The sequence below is a fragment of the Paenibacillus hemerocallicola genome, from assembly GCF_006265175.1.
GTDB classification, from domain to species: Bacteria; Bacillota; Bacilli; order Paenibacillales; family NBRC-103111; genus Paenibacillus_AB; species Paenibacillus_AB hemerocallicola.
Genome location: NZ_VDCQ01000024.1, coordinates 46726 through 64584, shown reverse-complemented (window position 1 = coordinate 64584; position 17859 = coordinate 46726). Strand labels below are relative to the sequence as shown.

Genomic DNA, 17859 nt, shown 5'->3' with positions numbered 1-17859 from the left:
GGATTAGAGGCTCCTTCATGTTGGGTAGCTCAGATCGACCAAATGCCAGGCAGCTGCGCTTTCGCCTTGCAGATCATGCCGGGTTCAATCAGCAAGCTTGTCGCTCCCGCCGCTCCCGGCAGCTGCAAGACATCCGAGCCGGATGCCAGCAGCCGGATCTTTCCTCCGGACTGGGAAGCGTTGGCGAATACATACTCCAGCCCGATCGATACAGCAGACCCGGGCAGCTGTACATCCTTTGTTCCCGTTTCGGCGGCCGGGAGCATCAGTTCGACCCCTGCCAGCAATCCGCCGCTTAAGGTGAAGTCGTCATCCAGTACGTATCTGGGTCGAGGGCCCGTATAGGTCAGCTGGCTATCGTCTGAGACGTTAAGGCGCAAAAAACCGCGATCGCCATCCAGATCGTTTTCCGAATACGGATCGATAATGTGTAGGCCGTTGATCGACGCCCCGGATGCCGCATTTGCCCAAAAGGGGACGAGCATCTGCGGCGTGCTTCTGGTGTCGATGGCCCTCGGACGTATTAGCGTTATTTTGCCGATACGGACCTGACCGCTCGTCACATGGGAGGCGACGATATCGATCGAGAACGCGCTCCGCTCCTGCGGGTAGGATGAGCCGGCAACGCCCGCTTCGTTGGGGTCCTGTACGGCGACATCAGTCGCGATCACTTCGGGCGCATTCGGTCCCCAACGCGCCCACTCCACCGCTTTGCGTGCCGGCCGCACGATCATCGCCTTCTCGATCACGATCGAACCCCGGATCTTTTTCGTCAGGTTAACCCCGCCGCTCAGTCCGGGAAAAGCGAAGCGAAGCCCCCCGACCGGACCGTCCGACTCGGAACGATAGTTGGCGATGTAAACATCAAATAAGGGATTTACGGTACTCGAGGCGGTCAGGAACCCTGGTACGAGCTGCAAACCGCCTCGTCCGTTGTTGCTGGTCTTGACATCGATAAGCGATATGTCGATCTTGTTCCCGAGCTGACTGTTGGGTTCGATATCGATGCCGTAACCCGGGTTCGTCAAAACGATCTTCCCGGTATTGCGGTAATCTCCCCCGACGATCCGTCCACTCTGGACGGTGACGATCGACAACCCTTGCCTGCGATTGGAATCGGCAATGCAATCCTGAAGCAGTATATGCTCGGGGATCGGCAGCGCCGTATTGTGCGGGTACACGCCGATATAATAGCCATCGCCCCAAAACTTCTCGGCAGTTCCGTTATGGATGGCGATATGTTTGCTGCCGGAAGCGATATAAAAACCGAACCCCCACTCTCCACCGGTCCCCGTATGGGTCCCGATATCCCCGATCACCCAGGGACGCCACATCGTAACGTGCTCGCAGCCCTGCAAGTTAAAGAGCACATGCTCGCCGTAAGGACTCGCTTTAGCTTGAAAACGGAACAGGCCGTCGAACCAATGGGTGCTGTCGCTAGGTGGTCGGATGCCCCCGTTGAACTTGGTTGTCGGATAAGCGGGGTCGTCGCAATCGATGACCGACGCTATGTCCCCGGTATAGAAATAGTTCTTCGCCTCTTTGGCGTACGCGGCCCGGACTCGCGCCGTGCAGTCGACGCCCGTCTGGACGCCGACCTGCAACATATCGATTCCCTGCGAGATTTCCAAAACGGCGACTTTGCCCGATGCAATCATCCCGTGATCGACATAGCCGTCCGGCGATCCGACATAACTGGCAGCTGGTGTAATGAAGTACCAGGCGCCGCCGCCGTCCCCGGAGGCGAAATAACCTCGCGTCCTTACAAGCTGGCCGTCTTCTGGCGATGACAGGCTTATCATTGCGGCGATGTCATCGACTACGATCACTTGTTCCCCAGCGGTCGCCCGCACTTCGGTTTGACCAAGCACGCTGCCCGCCACCAACATCGCGCCCGCGCTTGCGGCGGTGCCGAGCAAAGCCCTGCGACTCATCCTCTTGTTCTCCACTATACAGTCCTCCTTCTTTTCTCTTGCGCATCAGTCATGAATCTACTGATTGTCTTGCTCTATTACGAAACGTGTTCGTCCAAAACAAGAAAGTGCGGCATCGCGACAGTTTCTGTTCAATAAAAATGAAAGCGATTTCATTTTTATTGAAACGATAGGCTTCGCCACCCGAGAAGACCTCACCCCCTGCAGTAAAGTCGCATGCAGGACTTGTATTGCCTCCTTTCTTCCCTTCAAGTCCTTCCGACGAAGAGCTTGTCAGGGCTACAGGCTTTCCTCTACTATATAAAAAAACGGAAAGGAGAGGCTATTGCGGAAAAGGACAGACAGTGTGCCGATCCGGTCACTTTCCCGCTTTCCGGGATCGATCTGCTTCAGACAACGGTTAATCATCAATTCCGGTTTCGATGCGGCTACCGATTTTCTTCTCTGTACTTGCCCGGCGAACAACCGCATTGGCGAACAAACAATCTCCCGAAGGAAGCGGCATCCTCATAGCCGACCCGATGCGCGACAACAGACACAATGTCGTCGGTTTCGATCAGCAGTCGCTTTGCCTTTTCGATCCGGATGAACTGCACAAATTCGTATACACTGGTTCCTCGATACCGATTGAAATGCCGATTTAACTGGCGCTCCCCGACGTAAAACAGTTTCGACAGCATCGGCAACGTGATTTTCTGATTATAGTGCCTTTCCACATAACCACAGACCCGATGTACAAGCAGTTCGTTCGGAGAAGGGATCTGCAGCTTGTGCTTCCCCTTGTTGTAGTAGCGGGACAGCAGGATGAACAGTTCGGTCATTCGCAGCTGTACCAGAGCTTGATAACCGGAATCCCGCTGCGTCATTTCCCGATGCAATTCCTCCAGAATGTCCCGCGTTTTGTCAGCGCCAGCCGTCACCAAATTCAGCTTGTGGTTAAACCTGATTTCGCGATTTAAAAAAGGCTGTACGTAAAAAAAATCGAACGAATCGCCCAATCGTAACGCCTGAAGCACATATGACGCTATAAAATCCGGATGGAACAAACAGTTGATCACTTCGATGGTCTGACCTTCAGTGACGATATAACCGTGCTTCTCGCCCGGGTTAATCATAAAAATATCGCCTTTATTGATCTCGTATGAAGTATCTTGGAACAAATGCGTCGCTTGACCGCTCTCCACATAAATCAGTTCGACGAATTCGTGAGTGTGCAAAAGAGGCATGCTTCTTTGGTCATGACGGTTTCGCTGAATCCAAAAAGGGAAATTGTCGGGATGCTTATAATGAGCCAATGATTTTACCAGCATAAATCGTCTCCTCCCTCCAGCGTATAAAATCTGCGTTTCCGCCGGCAGCCGTTCCAGATTGAATTTCGTTCCGACGTTGGAGGTGCACCTCCGCCCGGTTAACAGACGTAGGGATATCTCCACTTTTCTCTATTTTACTTTACCAGTTGACGTTTTTCTAATCTATTATTCTCACGAATGGGAAACTACCAGTTTGATTTGGCCGTTTCTGGCCACTTGCAGATTTACTGTTGTTACTGTCGGATTCGCGGCTTCGGTCTTGTGTTGCCAAGAACATATATCCTTAAAATAAAAAGTCCGCGATTTACGCGGATTTCTAAGCATATAAGTTCTTGTCCCTCGACATCCGGCCCCGTAGATGCGAGCGCTGCTTTATTCCCCGGCATATCGCTTCAAATCGTTTATGAGAACTAATTCAGCATAGGCAAACGGCTCTTTTTCCTTTAGCCAGATCAGACGGAAACGCTCCGCTGCATGTGTCTCCAGAGTTGCTTCGATCTCGGAGGATTTGCTTTTATTCTTCTGAAACAGACAATTCACAGACGTTCATCCAGTTGTTTACTTCTAATGGCTCAATAGTTATATTCATCTACATATTTCTCATCTCATGGATTTTTTGCAAGGTATTAAGGTGCATTGATTTATCTTCGGGCGACTCAGCGAATTTATACCACTCCACAAGCCTGTATCCGAACATAGCAAGAATTAGTTCATAGATACAAGGATCGGAAATATGGGACACATCCGCATATTCCGAAAAACCCCTGTAATACGCCGGAATGCATTTCTGGTAATATTCAATCATATGACAGACATCCGCTTCATCCGTTATTAAACTCGCGATATCCTCGCCCATGTACCCCCATCCGGAGGTATCCCAATCGATAAGTACGATTTTACTGTCCGAATAGAATATGTTTGCCACCCAAAAATCTCTGTGGCAAAGCACTATTGGCAGCTTTTCAATGCGACTGAATATTTCGTCCGCATTGTTATCTATGTCTATGAGCATTTTACACAGGTGCTTCGGAATTTCGCAGTCATCGGAGCGTATGTAATCATACAAAACATTCCATGACCGATACCGCAGATAGTAGTTTTTCGTAAACTCAACCTTGCTTAAATTGGACAGATTCTGCAATACGTTTGGTCGTTCAGTGTACAGCTTGCCTTGAAATCGACCCAATTCCTCGGCTATACGTTCATACATTTCCGAGGTCAGATTTAAGCCTGACACACCATCAATATATTCCATCCACAGTTGAATCTCATCGCCATTTATTTCGGCGTGATAACACTCCGGACAACGGAACGAATCGAAGAAAACCTTTTTGAAATCCGATGCATAGAGGTCGTATTCCCTTCGCCATGAATCCGGATCACCGTAACGCTCAAATTTTTTCTGTGTTTTCCAAACCACCTTATACGGCAGATTTTCACCATCGGAAGTTTCAACCATGCCTGTTACAAGCCGAACATCTCCTACTGTCCCGCCTTGCAACACTTTGAGTTGATAATCTGCGCGGATTATCGCCTTGTCGAGCATTTTACTCAAAACAAGCGCCAGTATTTCGGGCTTTACAAACCTTTCATCATGGTTGTTCATTTCTTGTATCCTCCGTTTTTTACCCTAATGTCGCATGGCAATCGACTTTTGCCACGCCCGTTTATCCATGAGATACCCCGATTTATCATCCACAAACTTGTTTTCCCGCTTCTGTACAAGGTAACGCTCTAAATGCTCTGGCGCCAATGAATAGTTTTCTTAATCATATATCGCATCGGGGCAGCATACAGGGATTTATTGGTTATAGTTGATCTCTACTGCCTGTTAGGTGAGCAAAGGCAGCCGATCAGTTTGAACGGCTGCCTCTTAAATGGAGTTTCAAATTACAAAGTTAAACGACGAACTATTGCTTTTTCTGAATTAATAATCCCTGATTGTGTTCCTCGAAACTTTGCACCGTTTGATTGTCACAAATGCAGACTTTCGATCGCTTACAGGATATATATCACTGATTTTTAGCATGTCTATAGCAACTAATTCTACACGGCTTGGCGTGCCGAATGATGATGTGGGCGTGTCCTGCTCCTGAGGCTCGGCGGTAAACAGCTTTGGTCGCTCCGACGGCCAAGCACCCACTGCTTCGACCGAAATTACCTCCAAACTCTCAGAACTTGATTTCTCATATGGACACTCCTTTCGTCAGATAAGAAAAGCTTTTGATCGAAGCCTTCTCGATGATGTGCATTCGTGTTTTAGCGGTAGCTTATTCTTGGTAAGGAAAGTCTCTCTTCGTTTTAGTGCTTTAGTGAAGTTAAACTTTCCTTATCGTTAAAAAAGACCCGCCCCTACCCAAAGATAGTGACGAGTCATCCGGAGTACCGACCAAACTGATATTAATGTATTTTACCGCCGAAGCATTCTGTCAAATCCGTCTGCGTCCGAGAGTCAGCGTTTGTTGCAGACCAGCGCAACAAAGCTTGCTCGATGACTTCCCGCAGCCTTGCGCCCATATTCAAAGAAAAATGCGAATTGCCCCAGAGCGACATGTAAAACTCCGTAGTCGGCCGTGCTTGGAAATCAACCAGAGCCTGCGACACAAGGAGACGGCTGTCTGGATGTCGGTCGCCAATACGGATTAATGCGACAATTGCATGCGAGACATATTGAAACTGTTCATCCTCCTCAGAGGGGTGATGCCCCTTCTTTCCATTCGTTCCGGTGCATAAGCCGGAATCCTGGAGGATATGAACAAGTTCGGGTATAGCCGCTTGGTGAGCCAGACGACCCAGCAAACAGACAGCCGTATAACCGCGCGCATGATGAAATCTGGAACGGCCGCCAGGAATAAAGGAATCCCGTTCGCGCACCATTTCCAAAAGAACAGTAGCCGCTTCCTGCCTGTCTATCAAAGCGAGTGCGATTGCGCTATGTTTGCGCAAATGTTCCTCGTCGGCTTGCTCCATCCAGCTTATGAGGGTGTTCCCGAGCTCGGCGCCGATACGTTTGGCGGACCATATCGCGATCGCGGGACTGTCGCTTGCCAATCCGGCTTGAATATCGGCAATGCTCGTCATCCATTGCCGAACGTCACCGGGTGACGACCGGGCAGAGCGGGCTTCTTCGGATTGCGAATCGTCCAAGCAACCCGTCTCTCGAAGCAGTGCGCTTAATTCCCCGTACGGAACCTTGCGCAAAGAAATTTGATCCCGGATAGCGATATAGGCGGCGACAGCTGCGGCCTCTCCGCATTTTTGCATATCTCTTTTCATCCTGACGCAAGAGGCAAGATCATGATCGACTGCCAGACAACGGCCCGCAACAAGCAAACGATCATAACCTTCCGGGATCAGCGCTTCAAGAGGAATGGGTACGCTCAGCTTCATCCCCCACAGCCCGGCGTTCACAGACCAGTCCTGAAGCAGACTGCTTTCCAAAGCGAAGTCAATTCCATGATTGTCCAAATTAGAGAACGCCCAGAATACAGGTTCCGGTGTAGCGCGATTTTCCAGAATGTCCGAAAGTGTCACATTGGTTTCACCCTCAATATGACAGCTCTCTCTAATCCCAATCTGCGGCGCTATTCGAAAATAGTCGTTCTCGCCAAAGCAGCTTCTCAAATGAGCGGGCGATAACGCCGAATCCATAATTTTGTTCGATAAATCGAGCGGATCAGTTGTGTGGACATAACCGCTGTCCATATAGAAAGTACGAACATGATCTCGTTCCATTTTAAACAGCACATTGGAAAACGGCTGCACCATCCCATCCAGTTGTCTGCCGGTCCGTATCTTGCAACCGCTCATACGACATAGATCTGCATTGCCTGTGCAATCGATCACAACCTGGCATGTCTGCGTATACTTGCCGCGCTCCGGTGAAAAGCACGCCACTCCCCGTAACCTTTTATCCGTACGAATCACATCGATGACGGTCGTATCGTAATGAAGTACGACACCGGCTTGCAAAGCTTCCTCTTCTAGCACGAATTGTTTGCTTTCCGCTCCGATTCCTATCGCCGGCGTATAAATCGAACCGGAAACCTGCTGCGCTTTCCGATCGACATCCTCATACATGCCGCCCGTCGAACCAAAATAGTATTTAAGTACGCCTCCCGTTGTTCCAGTGCCTCCCATTGCGGATAACCGTTCGATTCCCAGCACGCGCAATCCCCGTTTCGCTGAAGCAATCGCGGCAATGGCGCCTGCCGTGCCCAGTCCGACGACAATCACATCAAAATCATAGGTTGGATGCGGCATGCTGCCCCCACTCCTTCGCCCCATATTCGTAACCATGGTCCAAGGCGTCCAGCGGATTGGCATAGGCTTCCGACGGGAACCAATTCCACCCTGTCGCTAAACGATGTACGCCTGCGGGAACATGGGAGGCGAATCTTCCGGCGATTGCGGCAATCGTCCAAGTCTTCCATGCATTCGGGCGATCGGCCCAGCAACGATGCAACCGCTGTCTGGCATCAGACCACGAGTCTTCAGCGGAAACAGCCATCTGCAATGTCGCTTGGAATGGGCGAAGCCGTGTCGTAAAGGAAAGACAAGTCTGTTCTTCGCTGTCTCCCTCCCATTCAATCCCTGCCGGATGATGGAGATAAGAATGTATGCTTTTCGATTCGGGTGTAAATAGCTCCCCGGGGCAAGTCAGACGCATGGTGGAAGTATCAAGGATTTCCTCGGCCTGTATCGTACTTTTTCCGCGAATGTCGTGTAATTCGACATGATATTGTCCCCTCCCTCTACCGATCTCCACGATCTCGGTAAGCATGCGTACTTGAAGCCGCTGTTGTCTCACTAGCAAACAGAGCAGCGGGTGGAGTGCCGACATATACACGGAGCAACCGTCTTGACCGATGATACCGCGCTCCATCATGTGCTGGTGCAGCCATCGCCCCGTCTCCGTGCGGGGTAGCCATTCAGCGCGCCTGCATTGGAAGGCTTCTATAAATTCGCCGCCAAGCAACGCCGATCGTTCGATAAGAATGACATTTCTTCCGGCGGCCTGTGCAGCCAGCGCGGCGCCAAGTCCGGCGAACGTCGCGCCGCAAACCAACAGATTGTAATCATGATGCACCTTGGTGTCCTCCTTCACAGCAACGGCCAAACCGCCTTCCCACTCTTTGGCTGATCCTATCGTTGCTTAATTTTTTCGTTTCGCTTTTTCGGCCTCGACATCTTTCGTCATTTGATCCGTCGCGACGCGCAGCGCCGTGTTTAAATCTTTAAGACCGAGCAAGTATTCCTTGAACTGATTATTAAATGCGTTTCTCGCCACCAATTCATAGGACGACAGCTGCTCAGGATAACTTGCCGGCTTCATGTCGGCAAAAGCGCGTTTGTTTTTGTCTGCCATTGAGCGCAAGTCTGTTCCGATCGCTTGATTGTACATGGCATCCTTCATCAACGACGGTCTTCCCGTTCTTACGCTTTGCAGTTGTACGTCAGTCGAGAACATTTCGGCTACAACTTGAAACGCCTGATCCATATGTTTAGTAGTCGGCGAGATGATAAATAACGGGGTATGCATCTGCGTCGACACTCCTGGTGCCTCAGGGAAAACCGGTAGCGTCACCATGTCCCAGTTAAATGAAGGATCATTCATCGTTTCAATGCCGACTACGCTATTTCCCCAGGCCGCCATCGCCACATTGCGTATTTTCAGAAAATCATTCGAGCCGCTGCCGTACGTTATATCTGTCAATTCATTGCCGCTAATCTCGAAAAAACGTTTCCAATTTTGAAACAGGCGAGCCCATTGGTCCTGGTTCTGTAAAGGCTTGTCGGTTGCCGGATCGAGAAGGCGCAGCGAAAGTTGGTTGTTGTTGAGCAACAGCGTATGCTGCATGGTGAAACCACGATAGGCTACACCTGCTTCCTGTCTCGTAAGCAGTTTGGCAAGCTGGTACGTTTCATCCCACGTCATCCCATCACGCGGATAAGGGATGCCAAATTTATCGAAAATATCTTTATTGTAGTATAAGGCGGCCATATTGTTATTGGCCGGCAATCCGACGATTTCATTTCGATTGGCGGATTGTCGCCTTATATCCTCAATGACTCCGTCTTTGAAAATCGACAAGTCGAACTTATGCCTCTTCATTAGCGGAGTCAAGTCTGCGTAAAGCTTGAGATCGATTACTGCTTGCAATGCCACGCCGTTTGTTGCATGAATCAGATCAGGCGGATTCCCGCTTGCCACCAGGTCAGGCAAACTCACCCCTTTTTCAGTCATCTTAATCGTAATATACGGATACTTCTTTTTTACCGGCTCTTCGATTAGTGTCTGGAAAGTAAGGTCGCTAATTCCCGCATAGTTAAAAAAGGTAAGCGTGACCGGATCTTTGCTTAATTCCGGCTCCAAAGGTGTAGCGGAGGAGCTGTCTTTTTTATCACTGCCGCAGCCAGCCAAAAGAATCAGCGCCAGCGCGGCCAAGAACATACCGGATGCTCTCATTTCAAATTCCCCCTATAGCTTTAGGTACAATACCAACGTTTTTGAAATCGCGAGTGAATGAATGTCTACGTTGGAAAGCTTCATGCACATTCTAATGATTCATATTCGTGCGCAGCATCTTCCGATATTCGCGCGGACTGCAGCCGGCAAAATGGCGAAACACTGTAGCAAAGTAGTTCGGACTGTCAAAACCAAGGCGGAAAGCGATTTCTTTAATCGAATAATCGCTTTCTTTCAAAAGGCTAATGCCTTGATCCACCTTAAACTGCTGAACAAAATTGTTTGGGGTAGTTCCTAGCCAGCGCTTGAACATTCGGCGCAGATGAACCTCGCTGACATTTTGCAATTTGGCCATATCCGCACTTGTTACATAAACGTCAGGATGAGTGGTCAAATAATCAACGACAGGCTGCAGTCGAAAATCCGGGCTCATCTGCCATCCATCAAGAACATGAACATGTCTGGCAAAGTGAACAAGCAGCTCCTGAATCTTGGATCTGGCGGCCAGACGATAAGCAACATCTCTTCGTTTGAGTTCACGGACGATATCGGTCAGCATCCCGATTACATATGGAACGTCCACGTCGTGCATGACCACGGGAAGGCCCGGCAAATACCGCAAAGGAACGCCCTGACTGCTCTTTAGCGTAAACAACACGCTGATATAGCCGGCTGGTTCGGTTTCACTGCAATTACGGAAATGTACTTCCTTGGCAGCCTGCCAGAAACAAACATCGCCTGCGCCGACATCCGTTTCGCACCCGTCCAAGTTCCCTCGAAGCTTACCATGCTGAACATACCAAATGCGAAAATGAGGATTATGCACATTGCTATACGACCATTTCGGCAATTGGGAACGGTCCCAGCCACTAAATACATCCGCTTGCACATCCCACAACAGATGATTCAAATAAGACATTGTATTTCCCTCTCATGAAAGGTTAACTGTACTATACCATCTTACTTCTCGTTATAATACAAACGAAACAGTCCTATATCATTAAAATCCGAACCTCGTTTGCCACAGTTAAAAGGCCAATAAAAAACTAGCTAATACTTGTCAAATGTCACTCTCTTGGATAAGAATAAAGACATCCTTCCGGATTGTATTGTACCAGGACCATCGCCATTCGCTAATTTCTTTGTCTAAATTTAAGAACTATTCCCAATCTCGGGAAACAATATATCTTCTTGTCCCTTTACGGCAAAAAATCCGCGATTTACGCGGACCTTATTACTTATATTTTCTAGTCCTCCAACAGCACGACGCCGGAGGCGCCGACATTTTCCTCCACTTGATCGGGACGCCTCGCGCCGATCAGCGCACTTGATACGTTGGGTTGCCGCAGCACCCAAGCGAGTGATAATTGGTGTAAGCCCCAAATCGCCGGCGATCACGCCCAGCTTGTGCACTGCAGCGAGACGCTCCTCTGTGATCCGCTTGCGCAAGCGGCGAAACAACACCTGTCCAAAGCCTTTGCTTTCGCCGAGCTTTACGATTTACAATCAGAAAACATCCTGCTTCACCGAGTAAGTAATCACCGGCTTCCCATCAGATAACGGGGTAATCGCACCATTTTATCGCTCACAATGTGCAACAGTTCTTGTCGATTACACTTGTTCCAACTTTTCAATCAAAACGTCCATATACAAAACTGCAACTTTAAAAGTGTTTATCCTTCTCGTAATGTAGGTCCGCTGCCCACTGCCCGCTTTTGATTTCTTAAGAAATGAAGGAAGTGTCAACAGCAAGCCCTCTAGCTCCTTTTTTGCTTCAATTAAATCTGTTTTGCTGACATCCAATTCCTGGCCTTCCCAACGTGCAAGAAGCGTATCTACGCCAATCCGAGCAGACTTCATTCACTTCTCAAGCAACCTCGTCTGTGGCGCATCTGTTTTCATATGGGAAAGCGCCATTTCCGATTTACGAATAATCGACTTAAACGCTTCAACCGACTGCTGCTTTTCTTCTGCCGTCAAATTTTCCATGAACAAATCACCCTCCAACTTTGATCATACAACATTCATGCAATATTTCGTTTGATCTACCAAGAATCGTTGTGGGAACAGCCGTTATTTCATATAATATTGTTGCTAAACTTTAAGGTTTGAGTTTAAAGGAGATTTCGCGAATGGACAAAACCTTTACTCCGAAACAAATTGCCAAGAGACTTCATATTAGCACCAAAAAACCGACTTCTCCAAGTACAGGAATGTGCAGGTAACGGAAGAGATGAAAATCGGGGAGGTTGCCGCTATCGCTGGTGTTAACCCATCCGCTATTCGACATTGGGAAAAGGAGGAGCTCATTCGCTCTAAGCGGAACCCGGAAAACGGATATAGGGCCTTTACGTCGCGGGAATTAAAAAAGATTATTGTGCTAAGCAGTTTAAGGAAAACCGTCTATTTTATTGAAAGCATGAAACAGTTGCTTGAGGCTTTAGAGACACATGATCTAACTGTTATTGAACGATCCTTCAAGGTGGCTCTTCAGAAGCTAAATGAGCAATTGGTAAATCAAATGAATGGCATATCAGAAATGATGAGATATATAGATGACTTTGCAAATTCAACTTCCTTTTTACCACACTTAAAATAAAAACAGGTGGATTATTCTGCCATCCGCACGTCCCTTAATGCCTCCACGCTGTCTTCTTTAGATACTCTACTCATTTAAAACATTGTCTTCCCGCGGTGAATGGCAACTTTATGACAGAAACGCTGGATTTACCCTTATGAGTTGAATTTCCATAATTCATTTGCAATATTGAAAATAAGCCGGTTTTCCTTAGCGTACGGAAATTCCGGCTTAATTGAATAAATCTTCGCTTAGCGTACGTTTTTCGCGTTTTGTTGGCGGGACCCCTTCTTTAACTGTTGCCCATCCCTTGATATTCAATATAAATCCCAGGCAACAATATCTTCCGAGAATCCAATTATGACTTCAAGTTCTGGCGGGATATATTCTGTATCGATACAGTATGCAGTTAACCTTGCATGACCTTCTAATGCAACAATCCTTGAGTTCTCATTACGGGAAACAAAAATCATCTTCGGAAAGGTTTTGCCCTGCTTAATTACTGAATTTAATTCTAAGAAGCCATCATTTTTCACACCATATATCTCGACATTGCTTAATACATTTTTAGCAGCATCCGAGGGAAGTCGCGTATTATTTGAAAGTTCGTTCCAATAGCTATAATCAATATACATAACGGACTGGAGATCTTCTTTACTAAATACCGCTATTCTCCAATTTATTTCAGAAGGGAAGTTCTCAAATAAGGCCTTATTTTTTCCATATCCTCTGACCTCGCCTAGTAACCACTTTCTGTATTTATTTTCATCCTAATCATTCATATTTGGGTTAGAAATGATACTATCTTCAAAATCACCCAGCGCTTTTTTAATTGTAGAGCCGTATCTTTGCGAATCGATTTCAGCTTTCAAAAACTCAGCTATCATCACATGTTCAGTAATTTGTTGTTTTAGCTCCATAATCGCAATCACGCCTTTGCCAGTTGAAATTGCTCATCGTCTTTCGGTCCTCCGCATTCGTTTATGGCAAAATGTATTTAATCAGCACGCCGCCGACTTTGTCGGTCATGAAGCTCGGCGCCTTCTTCCACAGTTCGATAAAGAAGCTGAGACTCTCCTTGTCGGGCGTGCCCTGCTCAGCCGCCCCGCCGCTGTAGACGAGGTAGGTCAGCTGCTGCGGCTTCGCGCCCCACTTCTCCTTGGATTTGTAGTGGCTCGAGCCCGTCGGCGAACGGCCAAGGTCCAAATACTTCATGCCGCTGCGGATGCCGAAGCGGACCGCCTCCCAGTACATGAAGTTGTTCAAGTACTTGTTGTTGTACTCCGTCAGGGTCCCCCCATACGGGTAGTACAGTGTCTCGTTGCTCGGGCTTGTCAGCAGCAGCATGCCGCCGATCAGCAGCGACACGCCCGCCTTCTTCAAGCTGAGGCTACGCCCGATGACGAGCGGCAGGAGCGCATGAATGCGTCCGGCCTCATCGACAACGGCGTGGTAGCCGCAGGTGTAGGCGTACGCCCGCAGCAGCACGTCGCGGAATGCCGTCGTATGAAAGACGGTGCCCTTCGCGAGCGCCAGCTTGTCCCACTCCGCCCGCATGCTTGGTTCGTAAGCGACAAATCGTAACATAAGCGGTCTATCCTTTCAGCCAGAAAACGATGCCGACCATATGAACGCACAGACGGCCCATTTCATCGCGCTAATCTGCTCGTGGAACACGGCGATCGATACGGCGAGTGTAACTCCATGGTACACCACAATTCTTCGTCTGAAAAGGCGCAACACCGACAAAGCTGACCTTCGCTTCCACGAGGTCTTTCCCGAGAGCGCTATGACTTTTCATCAGGCAAAAGCCCCGTGAAAGCGATCTTGAAAAAACAAAAAAGCCTCACCCTGAGTTGCCATCCCGAAGATCCGCGTAAAATAAGAACAAACGTTTGCTTCCGGGGTGATGAACCGTGCTCAGTGACATTGAACGGAAAGTGCTCCGGATCCTGTACAACCTGTACCACCGACCTCCACTCCTTAGTTAGGATGTGACGAAGGAATGATAGGGCTTAGACCCGTTGAGACATGGGAGCGAGAATCGCTAGGGGTCATGTGGAGAATACGTGCAGCATTTGGAACGATTTAGGTGAAGCTACTACCACCTCTGTTCCCGCATGCCTTCTAACGATTAAACCCTGCCAATTAAACGCTCTTTCGTACATCATCCTTACTAAGGAGGATGAAATCCTGCGAATACACGAGCTTGCGCGAGAAAATCAAATCATATCGAGGGAGTGGAACAGGCCGCCAATCAACTCGACAACCTCACGGTTGTTGTTTTGTTCAGCTCTCGAGACTTGAATACATAAGAATTATTATGTGAACAAATTATTAGCGATACGGCAATGCATATATGTTCTTGTCCCAATACGGCTTACTTGATGATTGATCTTGCTATCGTAGTTTTTTACAAACGAAATAACGCCATTTTAATAATGACGTTTTTTTCGTGTTTTTCTAAAAATATTTGAAATTGATTAAAATTTTAGCTTCGTTACATATGAATCAACATAGTAGTTCAATGCCCAATGCAGGCTTCAGTCTGTCCTCCTCGACATGAAGACGTACTAATCCCCGCTTACGGTCATACGTCCACTTGTCCCGGACCGTTTCGACGAATAGGGAACCTGACTCTGGCCAAACCGCAAAGCAGGAGTTTGCCGACAAGTCCGGGGATTCTCCCGCATCCTGCTGACTGGAATCGGCTTCCGTCAATGCTGCACCATTTAGCAAGACTTGAGACGGCTTATTTTCCATATACAGGACTAGATCGTAGCTTCGATTCCCGACCATGCCATCATAATTCCCTTTTCGGGGCCCGAGTTCAACGGCGATATGCTCCTTCGTTGCGGTACAGACCATTTTCGTTTCCACTACTTCGCCGCTTTCGTAGCGAAAAGTAGCCCCGTCGTCCTCGTACAGCGTAAACTCGCAGACGCCGCGCGGATACACGTGGAGCTCCAGACGTTCCACCAGCTTCTCCCCTACGTAATCCATGTCCGGCCATAGAGGGATTATAGAACCGGCGCGAACGAACAACGGTCCTCCCGCATGCGGAGGAATTGAACATGTCACCTCGCAAGGACCGGTGTATGTTTCCCGGGTCCAATAATCGATCCATTCTCCTTCCGGTATATGCACCTCGTTAGTGAACGCCGCAACAAGCAAGGAATCTCCGAACAGGTATTGGTTCAGCAGGTCGTCCGAACGCGGATCGTCGGGGAATGCCAGCGGCATCGCCCGGATGATCGGCATGCCGGTACGGGCCGCGACATGTGCCGCGCTGTAAATGTAGGGAAGCAGGCGGTATCGCATCTTGGCGTACATTTTGAACGTGTCAAGCAGTTCTTTTCCAAGCAGCCACGGATGACGCCAGTACGCCCAGCTGTTGACCTGAGACCAGGGCTGCAGGAAGCCGAAATGGATGCCGGCCGGCGAAAATACGTCCATGTCGCAGCTCGTGTTGACATGTCCCGATAAGCCATGGTTCAGCAGAGACACAAGCGGTTTGGGTCCGCCGCCGGTGTCGCCGGCCCAAGTGGCCGCGAACTGCTGGATGCCGGTAAATCCGCTTGCCGTATAAATCATCGGCCGCCTGCCCGTCTGCTCGCGAAAGCCGTTGTGCATTTGCTTGGCCAGCAAAAGCGGATACAGGTTGTGCATCTCCTCGTCCGTCATGCCGTTGCCCCAGCGTCGGTCGGGATGATCGAGCACCTGCCTCGCCCCGTCGAGCTTGAAGGCGGACACCCCCTGCCGAACGAAACGGTTAAGGTGCTCGTACCAGGGCTCGTCCTGTTTTGTAACGGTATCCAGATATACGGGGTATTGGAGTTCCACGTCCTGCTCGTAATCGTCCGCGTCACGACTGGCCATGCCATCCGCAGCTGCATCTGGTTGAGCGAAATTCGCTCCCGTTCCCGCTCCGCCTTCCCCGCCGGCAAGTTCCGCCGCGCGTATGCAGGCGCGCTCTTCCTCCCAGCTAACATCGTAATCGCAGCATAACCACAAGCTGAGCTTGAAGCCCATCCGCTCCAGCGGGCCGAAGAAGGTGGCGGGGCCGCCGTCCTGCATATGCCTCGGAATGAAAAATCGTTCCGGGTGCCAACTTTTGCTCGTCGTAAAGTCGTAAAACTGTTCCATCCACCCGGGTTCCAGGCCGATCGTGTCGCACGGAATACCTTCCCGCCTCATGTTCAGCGCATCGTCGATCATCTCCCGGGCGTTCGCTTGCTGGTTGCAGACGAAGGTCAGGCCGTAGGCCCATATCGGCAGCAGCTGCGGCTTGCCGGCTATGTCGGTGTAGCTGTGCAGCAAGTCGGCCAAGCTGTCGCCGGCAAACAGAAAATAATCCAGTTCCCCTTCGCGTCCCCAAAAACGCAGACGATCCGCCGCCGTTTGGCCGATATCGATCCAATGCCGCCATGTCGTATTGATCAGCAGCCCCCACCCGCCGCTGCTCATCACAAACGGGATCGGGGCATAACGCTTTACATTGGCCACCCACATGCCGGAACGGTGTCCCCGCTTCTGCAGCCGCTCCCGCGACTCGTCGCCCAGCCCGTAAAAGCGCTCTTGCTCGGCCAGCGCAAGTTCGGCTCCGAAGCCTTTTCGCTTGTCCGCCCAGGGCGATCTCGCATGGCGCGTCAACACCTGTCCCCGCCGGTCCAGCAGCACGAGACTCCCGTCCGTCAGGTCGATCCGCAGCGAAGCGCGCTCTGTTCGTACGGTCATCGCGGCGTCCGTCTCTTCGACGCTGTACGCCCCGTCCCGGTCCATCGGTTCAACCGAATCCGGGCGGTCGTTCACGTGCGCCGAGCTTCCGAAAAAACGGTCCGGTCCGTCCTCGTTAATCGACAAAGGCTGGCGATACGATCGGATGGAAGGAACCATGTCGCTTTGCCTGACCGATCCCGGCGAAAGCGGAGCGCCGATACAGATCAAGATTGCAAACGGGAGGTTGATCGATAAGTCAGCTGCAAACCGGAACTTGTCCGCGGAACCTCGATACGGTACAATCAGTCCGCGAACTTCTTCGCGGCATGATGGATCGCATAACCGAGCAGATGATCCTGGAAAGGCAGACAGGGCTTCACCCGCTCGTCCGTCAAACGTTCGACTTGATCGAGCGGGAACTGGAGGACCAGATCAATTTGCAAGACATCGCGGAACGGCTTCATGTCAGCCCGTCCCACCTGAGTCGCCTGATCCGCAAGGAAACTGGTAAAACGTTTTCCGATCACGTCATGATGCGCAGAATGGAACATGCCAAAAATATGCTGCAGCAAGGATTCAAGGTGAACGATGTAGCAAAAGCGCTCGGCTTTGAGGATTCCAGCTACTTGGCTAAAGTGTTCCGAAAATATTGGGGCGTTTCACCCGGCGTGTACAAAGTCTGAACAACGGAGCCTGACAGTTCTTGCCCGGAGGGGTCTGTAACTGAAACAAAAACCGCAACTGAAAGTTGCGGAAAAGAGGTAGCCTCATAGGATGAAAACTAAATGCAACTATCCTCGTAACATTTGACGATGACCGTTCTTTTCGACGATGATTGTACTCCATTTT

16 protein-coding genes and 1 pseudogene are annotated in these 17859 nt (G+C 49.9%); 2 read left to right on the top strand and 15 right to left on the bottom strand.

Translation table 11 applies throughout. The features are described from left to right. Positions 1-29 precede the first annotated feature (29 nt). From FE784_RS17945 to FE784_RS42435, 11 genes and pseudogenes are all read right to left on the bottom strand, one after another. Entirely contained in the window at positions 30-1949 is a 1920-nt protein-coding gene (locus tag FE784_RS17945) for a hypothetical protein (RefSeq protein WP_139603605.1), read from the bottom strand. 413 nt (positions 1950-2362) lie between these two features. Beyond that, positions 2363-3244: an AraC family transcriptional regulator gene (locus FE784_RS17940; protein WP_139603604.1), complete on the bottom strand. Its 882-nt coding sequence runs from the start codon at positions 3242-3244 to the stop codon at positions 2363-2365. 372 nt (positions 3245-3616) lie between these two features. Continuing rightward, on the bottom strand, positions 3617-3784 hold the full coding sequence (locus FE784_RS42870) for a DUF6061 family protein (protein WP_425465551.1): 168 nt from the start codon (positions 3782-3784) through the stop codon (positions 3617-3619). Positions 3785-3833: 49 nt separating this feature from the next. After that, positions 3834-4850, bottom strand: coding sequence for an aminoglycoside phosphotransferase family protein (locus tag FE784_RS17935; protein WP_139603603.1), 1017 nt, complete (start codon positions 4848-4850; stop codon positions 3834-3836). 794 nt (positions 4851-5644) lie between these two features. After that, positions 5645-7507, bottom strand: a complete 1863-nt coding sequence (locus tag FE784_RS17930) for an FAD-dependent oxidoreductase (protein ID WP_176706326.1) — start codon at positions 7505-7507, stop codon at positions 5645-5647. After that, positions 7488-8333, bottom strand: a complete 846-nt coding sequence (locus FE784_RS17925) for an FAD-dependent oxidoreductase (protein WP_176706325.1) — start codon at positions 8331-8333, stop codon at positions 7488-7490. The genes FE784_RS17930 and FE784_RS17925 overlap by 20 nt, the downstream gene beginning before the upstream one ends. 66 nt (positions 8334-8399) lie before the next feature. Beyond that, entirely contained in the window at positions 8400-9713 is a 1314-nt protein-coding gene (locus tag FE784_RS17920; RefSeq protein ID WP_139603600.1) for an ABC transporter substrate-binding protein, read from the bottom strand. Between the two features lie 91 nt (positions 9714-9804). Continuing rightward, complete coding sequence (locus FE784_RS17915) at positions 9805-10632, bottom strand: helix-turn-helix domain-containing protein (protein WP_139603599.1); 828 nt, start codon at positions 10630-10632, stop codon at positions 9805-9807. 328 nt (positions 10633-10960) lie between these two features. Further along, positions 10961-11117 (bottom strand): annotated as a pseudogene (locus FE784_RS42640) (aldo/keto reductase); the annotation flags it as partial. 207 nt (positions 11118-11324) lie between these two features. Further along, positions 11325-11573 (bottom strand): hypothetical protein, encoded by a 249-nt coding sequence (locus FE784_RS17905; RefSeq protein WP_139603598.1) that lies wholly within the window; start codon positions 11571-11573, stop codon positions 11325-11327. Next, on the bottom strand, positions 11574-11702 hold the full coding sequence (locus FE784_RS42435) for a hypothetical protein (protein ID WP_281287120.1): 129 nt from the start codon (positions 11700-11702) through the stop codon (positions 11574-11576). A 244-nt stretch (positions 11703-11946) separates the two neighbouring features. On the opposite strand from FE784_RS42435, the gene FE784_RS17900 reads away from it, so the two are divergent. Beyond that, on the top strand, positions 11947-12312 hold the full coding sequence (locus FE784_RS17900) for a MerR family DNA-binding transcriptional regulator (RefSeq protein ID WP_246132078.1): 366 nt from the start codon (positions 11947-11949) through the stop codon (positions 12310-12312). Between the two features lie 296 nt (positions 12313-12608). Here the strand turns inward: FE784_RS17900 and FE784_RS17895 are convergent, their stop codons facing one another. The 4 genes from FE784_RS17895 to FE784_RS17885 all read right to left on the bottom strand — a co-directional run bounded on the left by FE784_RS17895 (position 12609) and on the right by FE784_RS17885 (position 17187). After that, positions 12609-12926, bottom strand: coding sequence for a hypothetical protein (locus FE784_RS17895; RefSeq protein WP_139603597.1), 318 nt, complete (start codon positions 12924-12926; stop codon positions 12609-12611). Between the two features lie 135 nt (positions 12927-13061). Beyond that, on the bottom strand, positions 13062-13211 hold the full coding sequence (locus tag FE784_RS40945) for a hypothetical protein (protein WP_176706324.1): 150 nt from the start codon (positions 13209-13211) through the stop codon (positions 13062-13064). Between the two features lie 61 nt (positions 13212-13272). Next, positions 13273-13878, bottom strand: coding sequence for a GNAT family N-acetyltransferase (locus FE784_RS17890; RefSeq protein WP_139603596.1), 606 nt, complete (start codon positions 13876-13878; stop codon positions 13273-13275). Positions 13879-14802: 924 nt separating this feature from the next. Then, positions 14803-17187, bottom strand: coding sequence for a glycoside hydrolase family 31 protein (locus tag FE784_RS17885; protein ID WP_139603595.1), 2385 nt, complete (start codon positions 17185-17187; stop codon positions 14803-14805). A gap of 149 nt (positions 17188-17336) precedes the next feature. Between FE784_RS17885 and FE784_RS17880 the strand changes: the two genes are divergently transcribed. Beyond that, positions 17337-17693, top strand: a complete 357-nt coding sequence (locus tag FE784_RS17880) for a helix-turn-helix transcriptional regulator (protein WP_139603594.1) — start codon at positions 17337-17339, stop codon at positions 17691-17693. Positions 17694-17859 lie beyond the last annotated feature (166 nt).

What these genes read in the sequence shown, in the direction of transcription:
- FE784_RS17940 (WP_139603604.1), bottom strand. Translation starts at nt 3,244, where the DNA reads ATGCTGGTAAAATCATTGGCTCATTATAAGCATCCCGACAATTTCCCT.
- FE784_RS17935 (WP_139603603.1), bottom strand. Translation starts at nt 4,850, where the DNA reads ATGAACAACCATGATGAAAGGTTTGTAAAGCCCGAAATACTGGCGCTT.
- FE784_RS17930 (WP_176706326.1), bottom strand. Translation starts at nt 7,507, where the DNA reads ATGCCGCATCCAACCTATGATTTTGATGTGATTGTCGTCGGACTGGGC.
- FE784_RS17920 (WP_139603600.1), bottom strand. Translation starts at nt 9,713, where the DNA reads ATGAGAGCATCCGGTATGTTCTTGGCCGCGCTGGCGCTGATTCTTTTG.
- FE784_RS17915 (WP_139603599.1), bottom strand. Translation starts at nt 10,632, where the DNA reads ATGTCTTATTTGAATCATCTGTTGTGGGATGTGCAAGCGGATGTATTT.
- FE784_RS17905 (WP_139603598.1), bottom strand. Translation starts at nt 11,573, where the DNA reads ATGAAGTCTGCTCGGATTGGCGTAGATACGCTTCTTGCACGTTGGGAA.
- FE784_RS42435 (WP_281287120.1), bottom strand. Translation starts at nt 11,702, where the DNA reads ATGGAAAATTTGACGGCAGAAGAAAAGCAGCAGTCGGTTGAAGCGTTT.
- FE784_RS17900 (WP_246132078.1), top strand. Translation starts at nt 11,947, where the DNA reads ATGAAAATCGGGGAGGTTGCCGCTATCGCTGGTGTTAACCCATCCGCT.
- FE784_RS17895 (WP_139603597.1), bottom strand. Translation starts at nt 12,926, where the DNA reads ATGTATATTGATTATAGCTATTGGAACGAACTTTCAAATAATACGCGA.
- FE784_RS40945 (WP_176706324.1), bottom strand. Translation starts at nt 13,211, where the DNA reads ATGGAGCTAAAACAACAAATTACTGAACATGTGATGATAGCTGAGTTT.
- FE784_RS17890 (WP_139603596.1), bottom strand. Translation starts at nt 13,878, where the DNA reads ATGTTACGATTTGTCGCTTACGAACCAAGCATGCGGGCGGAGTGGGAC.
- FE784_RS17885 (WP_139603595.1), bottom strand. Translation starts at nt 17,187, where the DNA reads ATGGTTCCTTCCATCCGATCGTATCGCCAGCCTTTGTCGATTAACGAG.
- FE784_RS17880 (WP_139603594.1), top strand. Translation starts at nt 17,337, where the DNA reads ATGATGGATCGCATAACCGAGCAGATGATCCTGGAAAGGCAGACAGGG.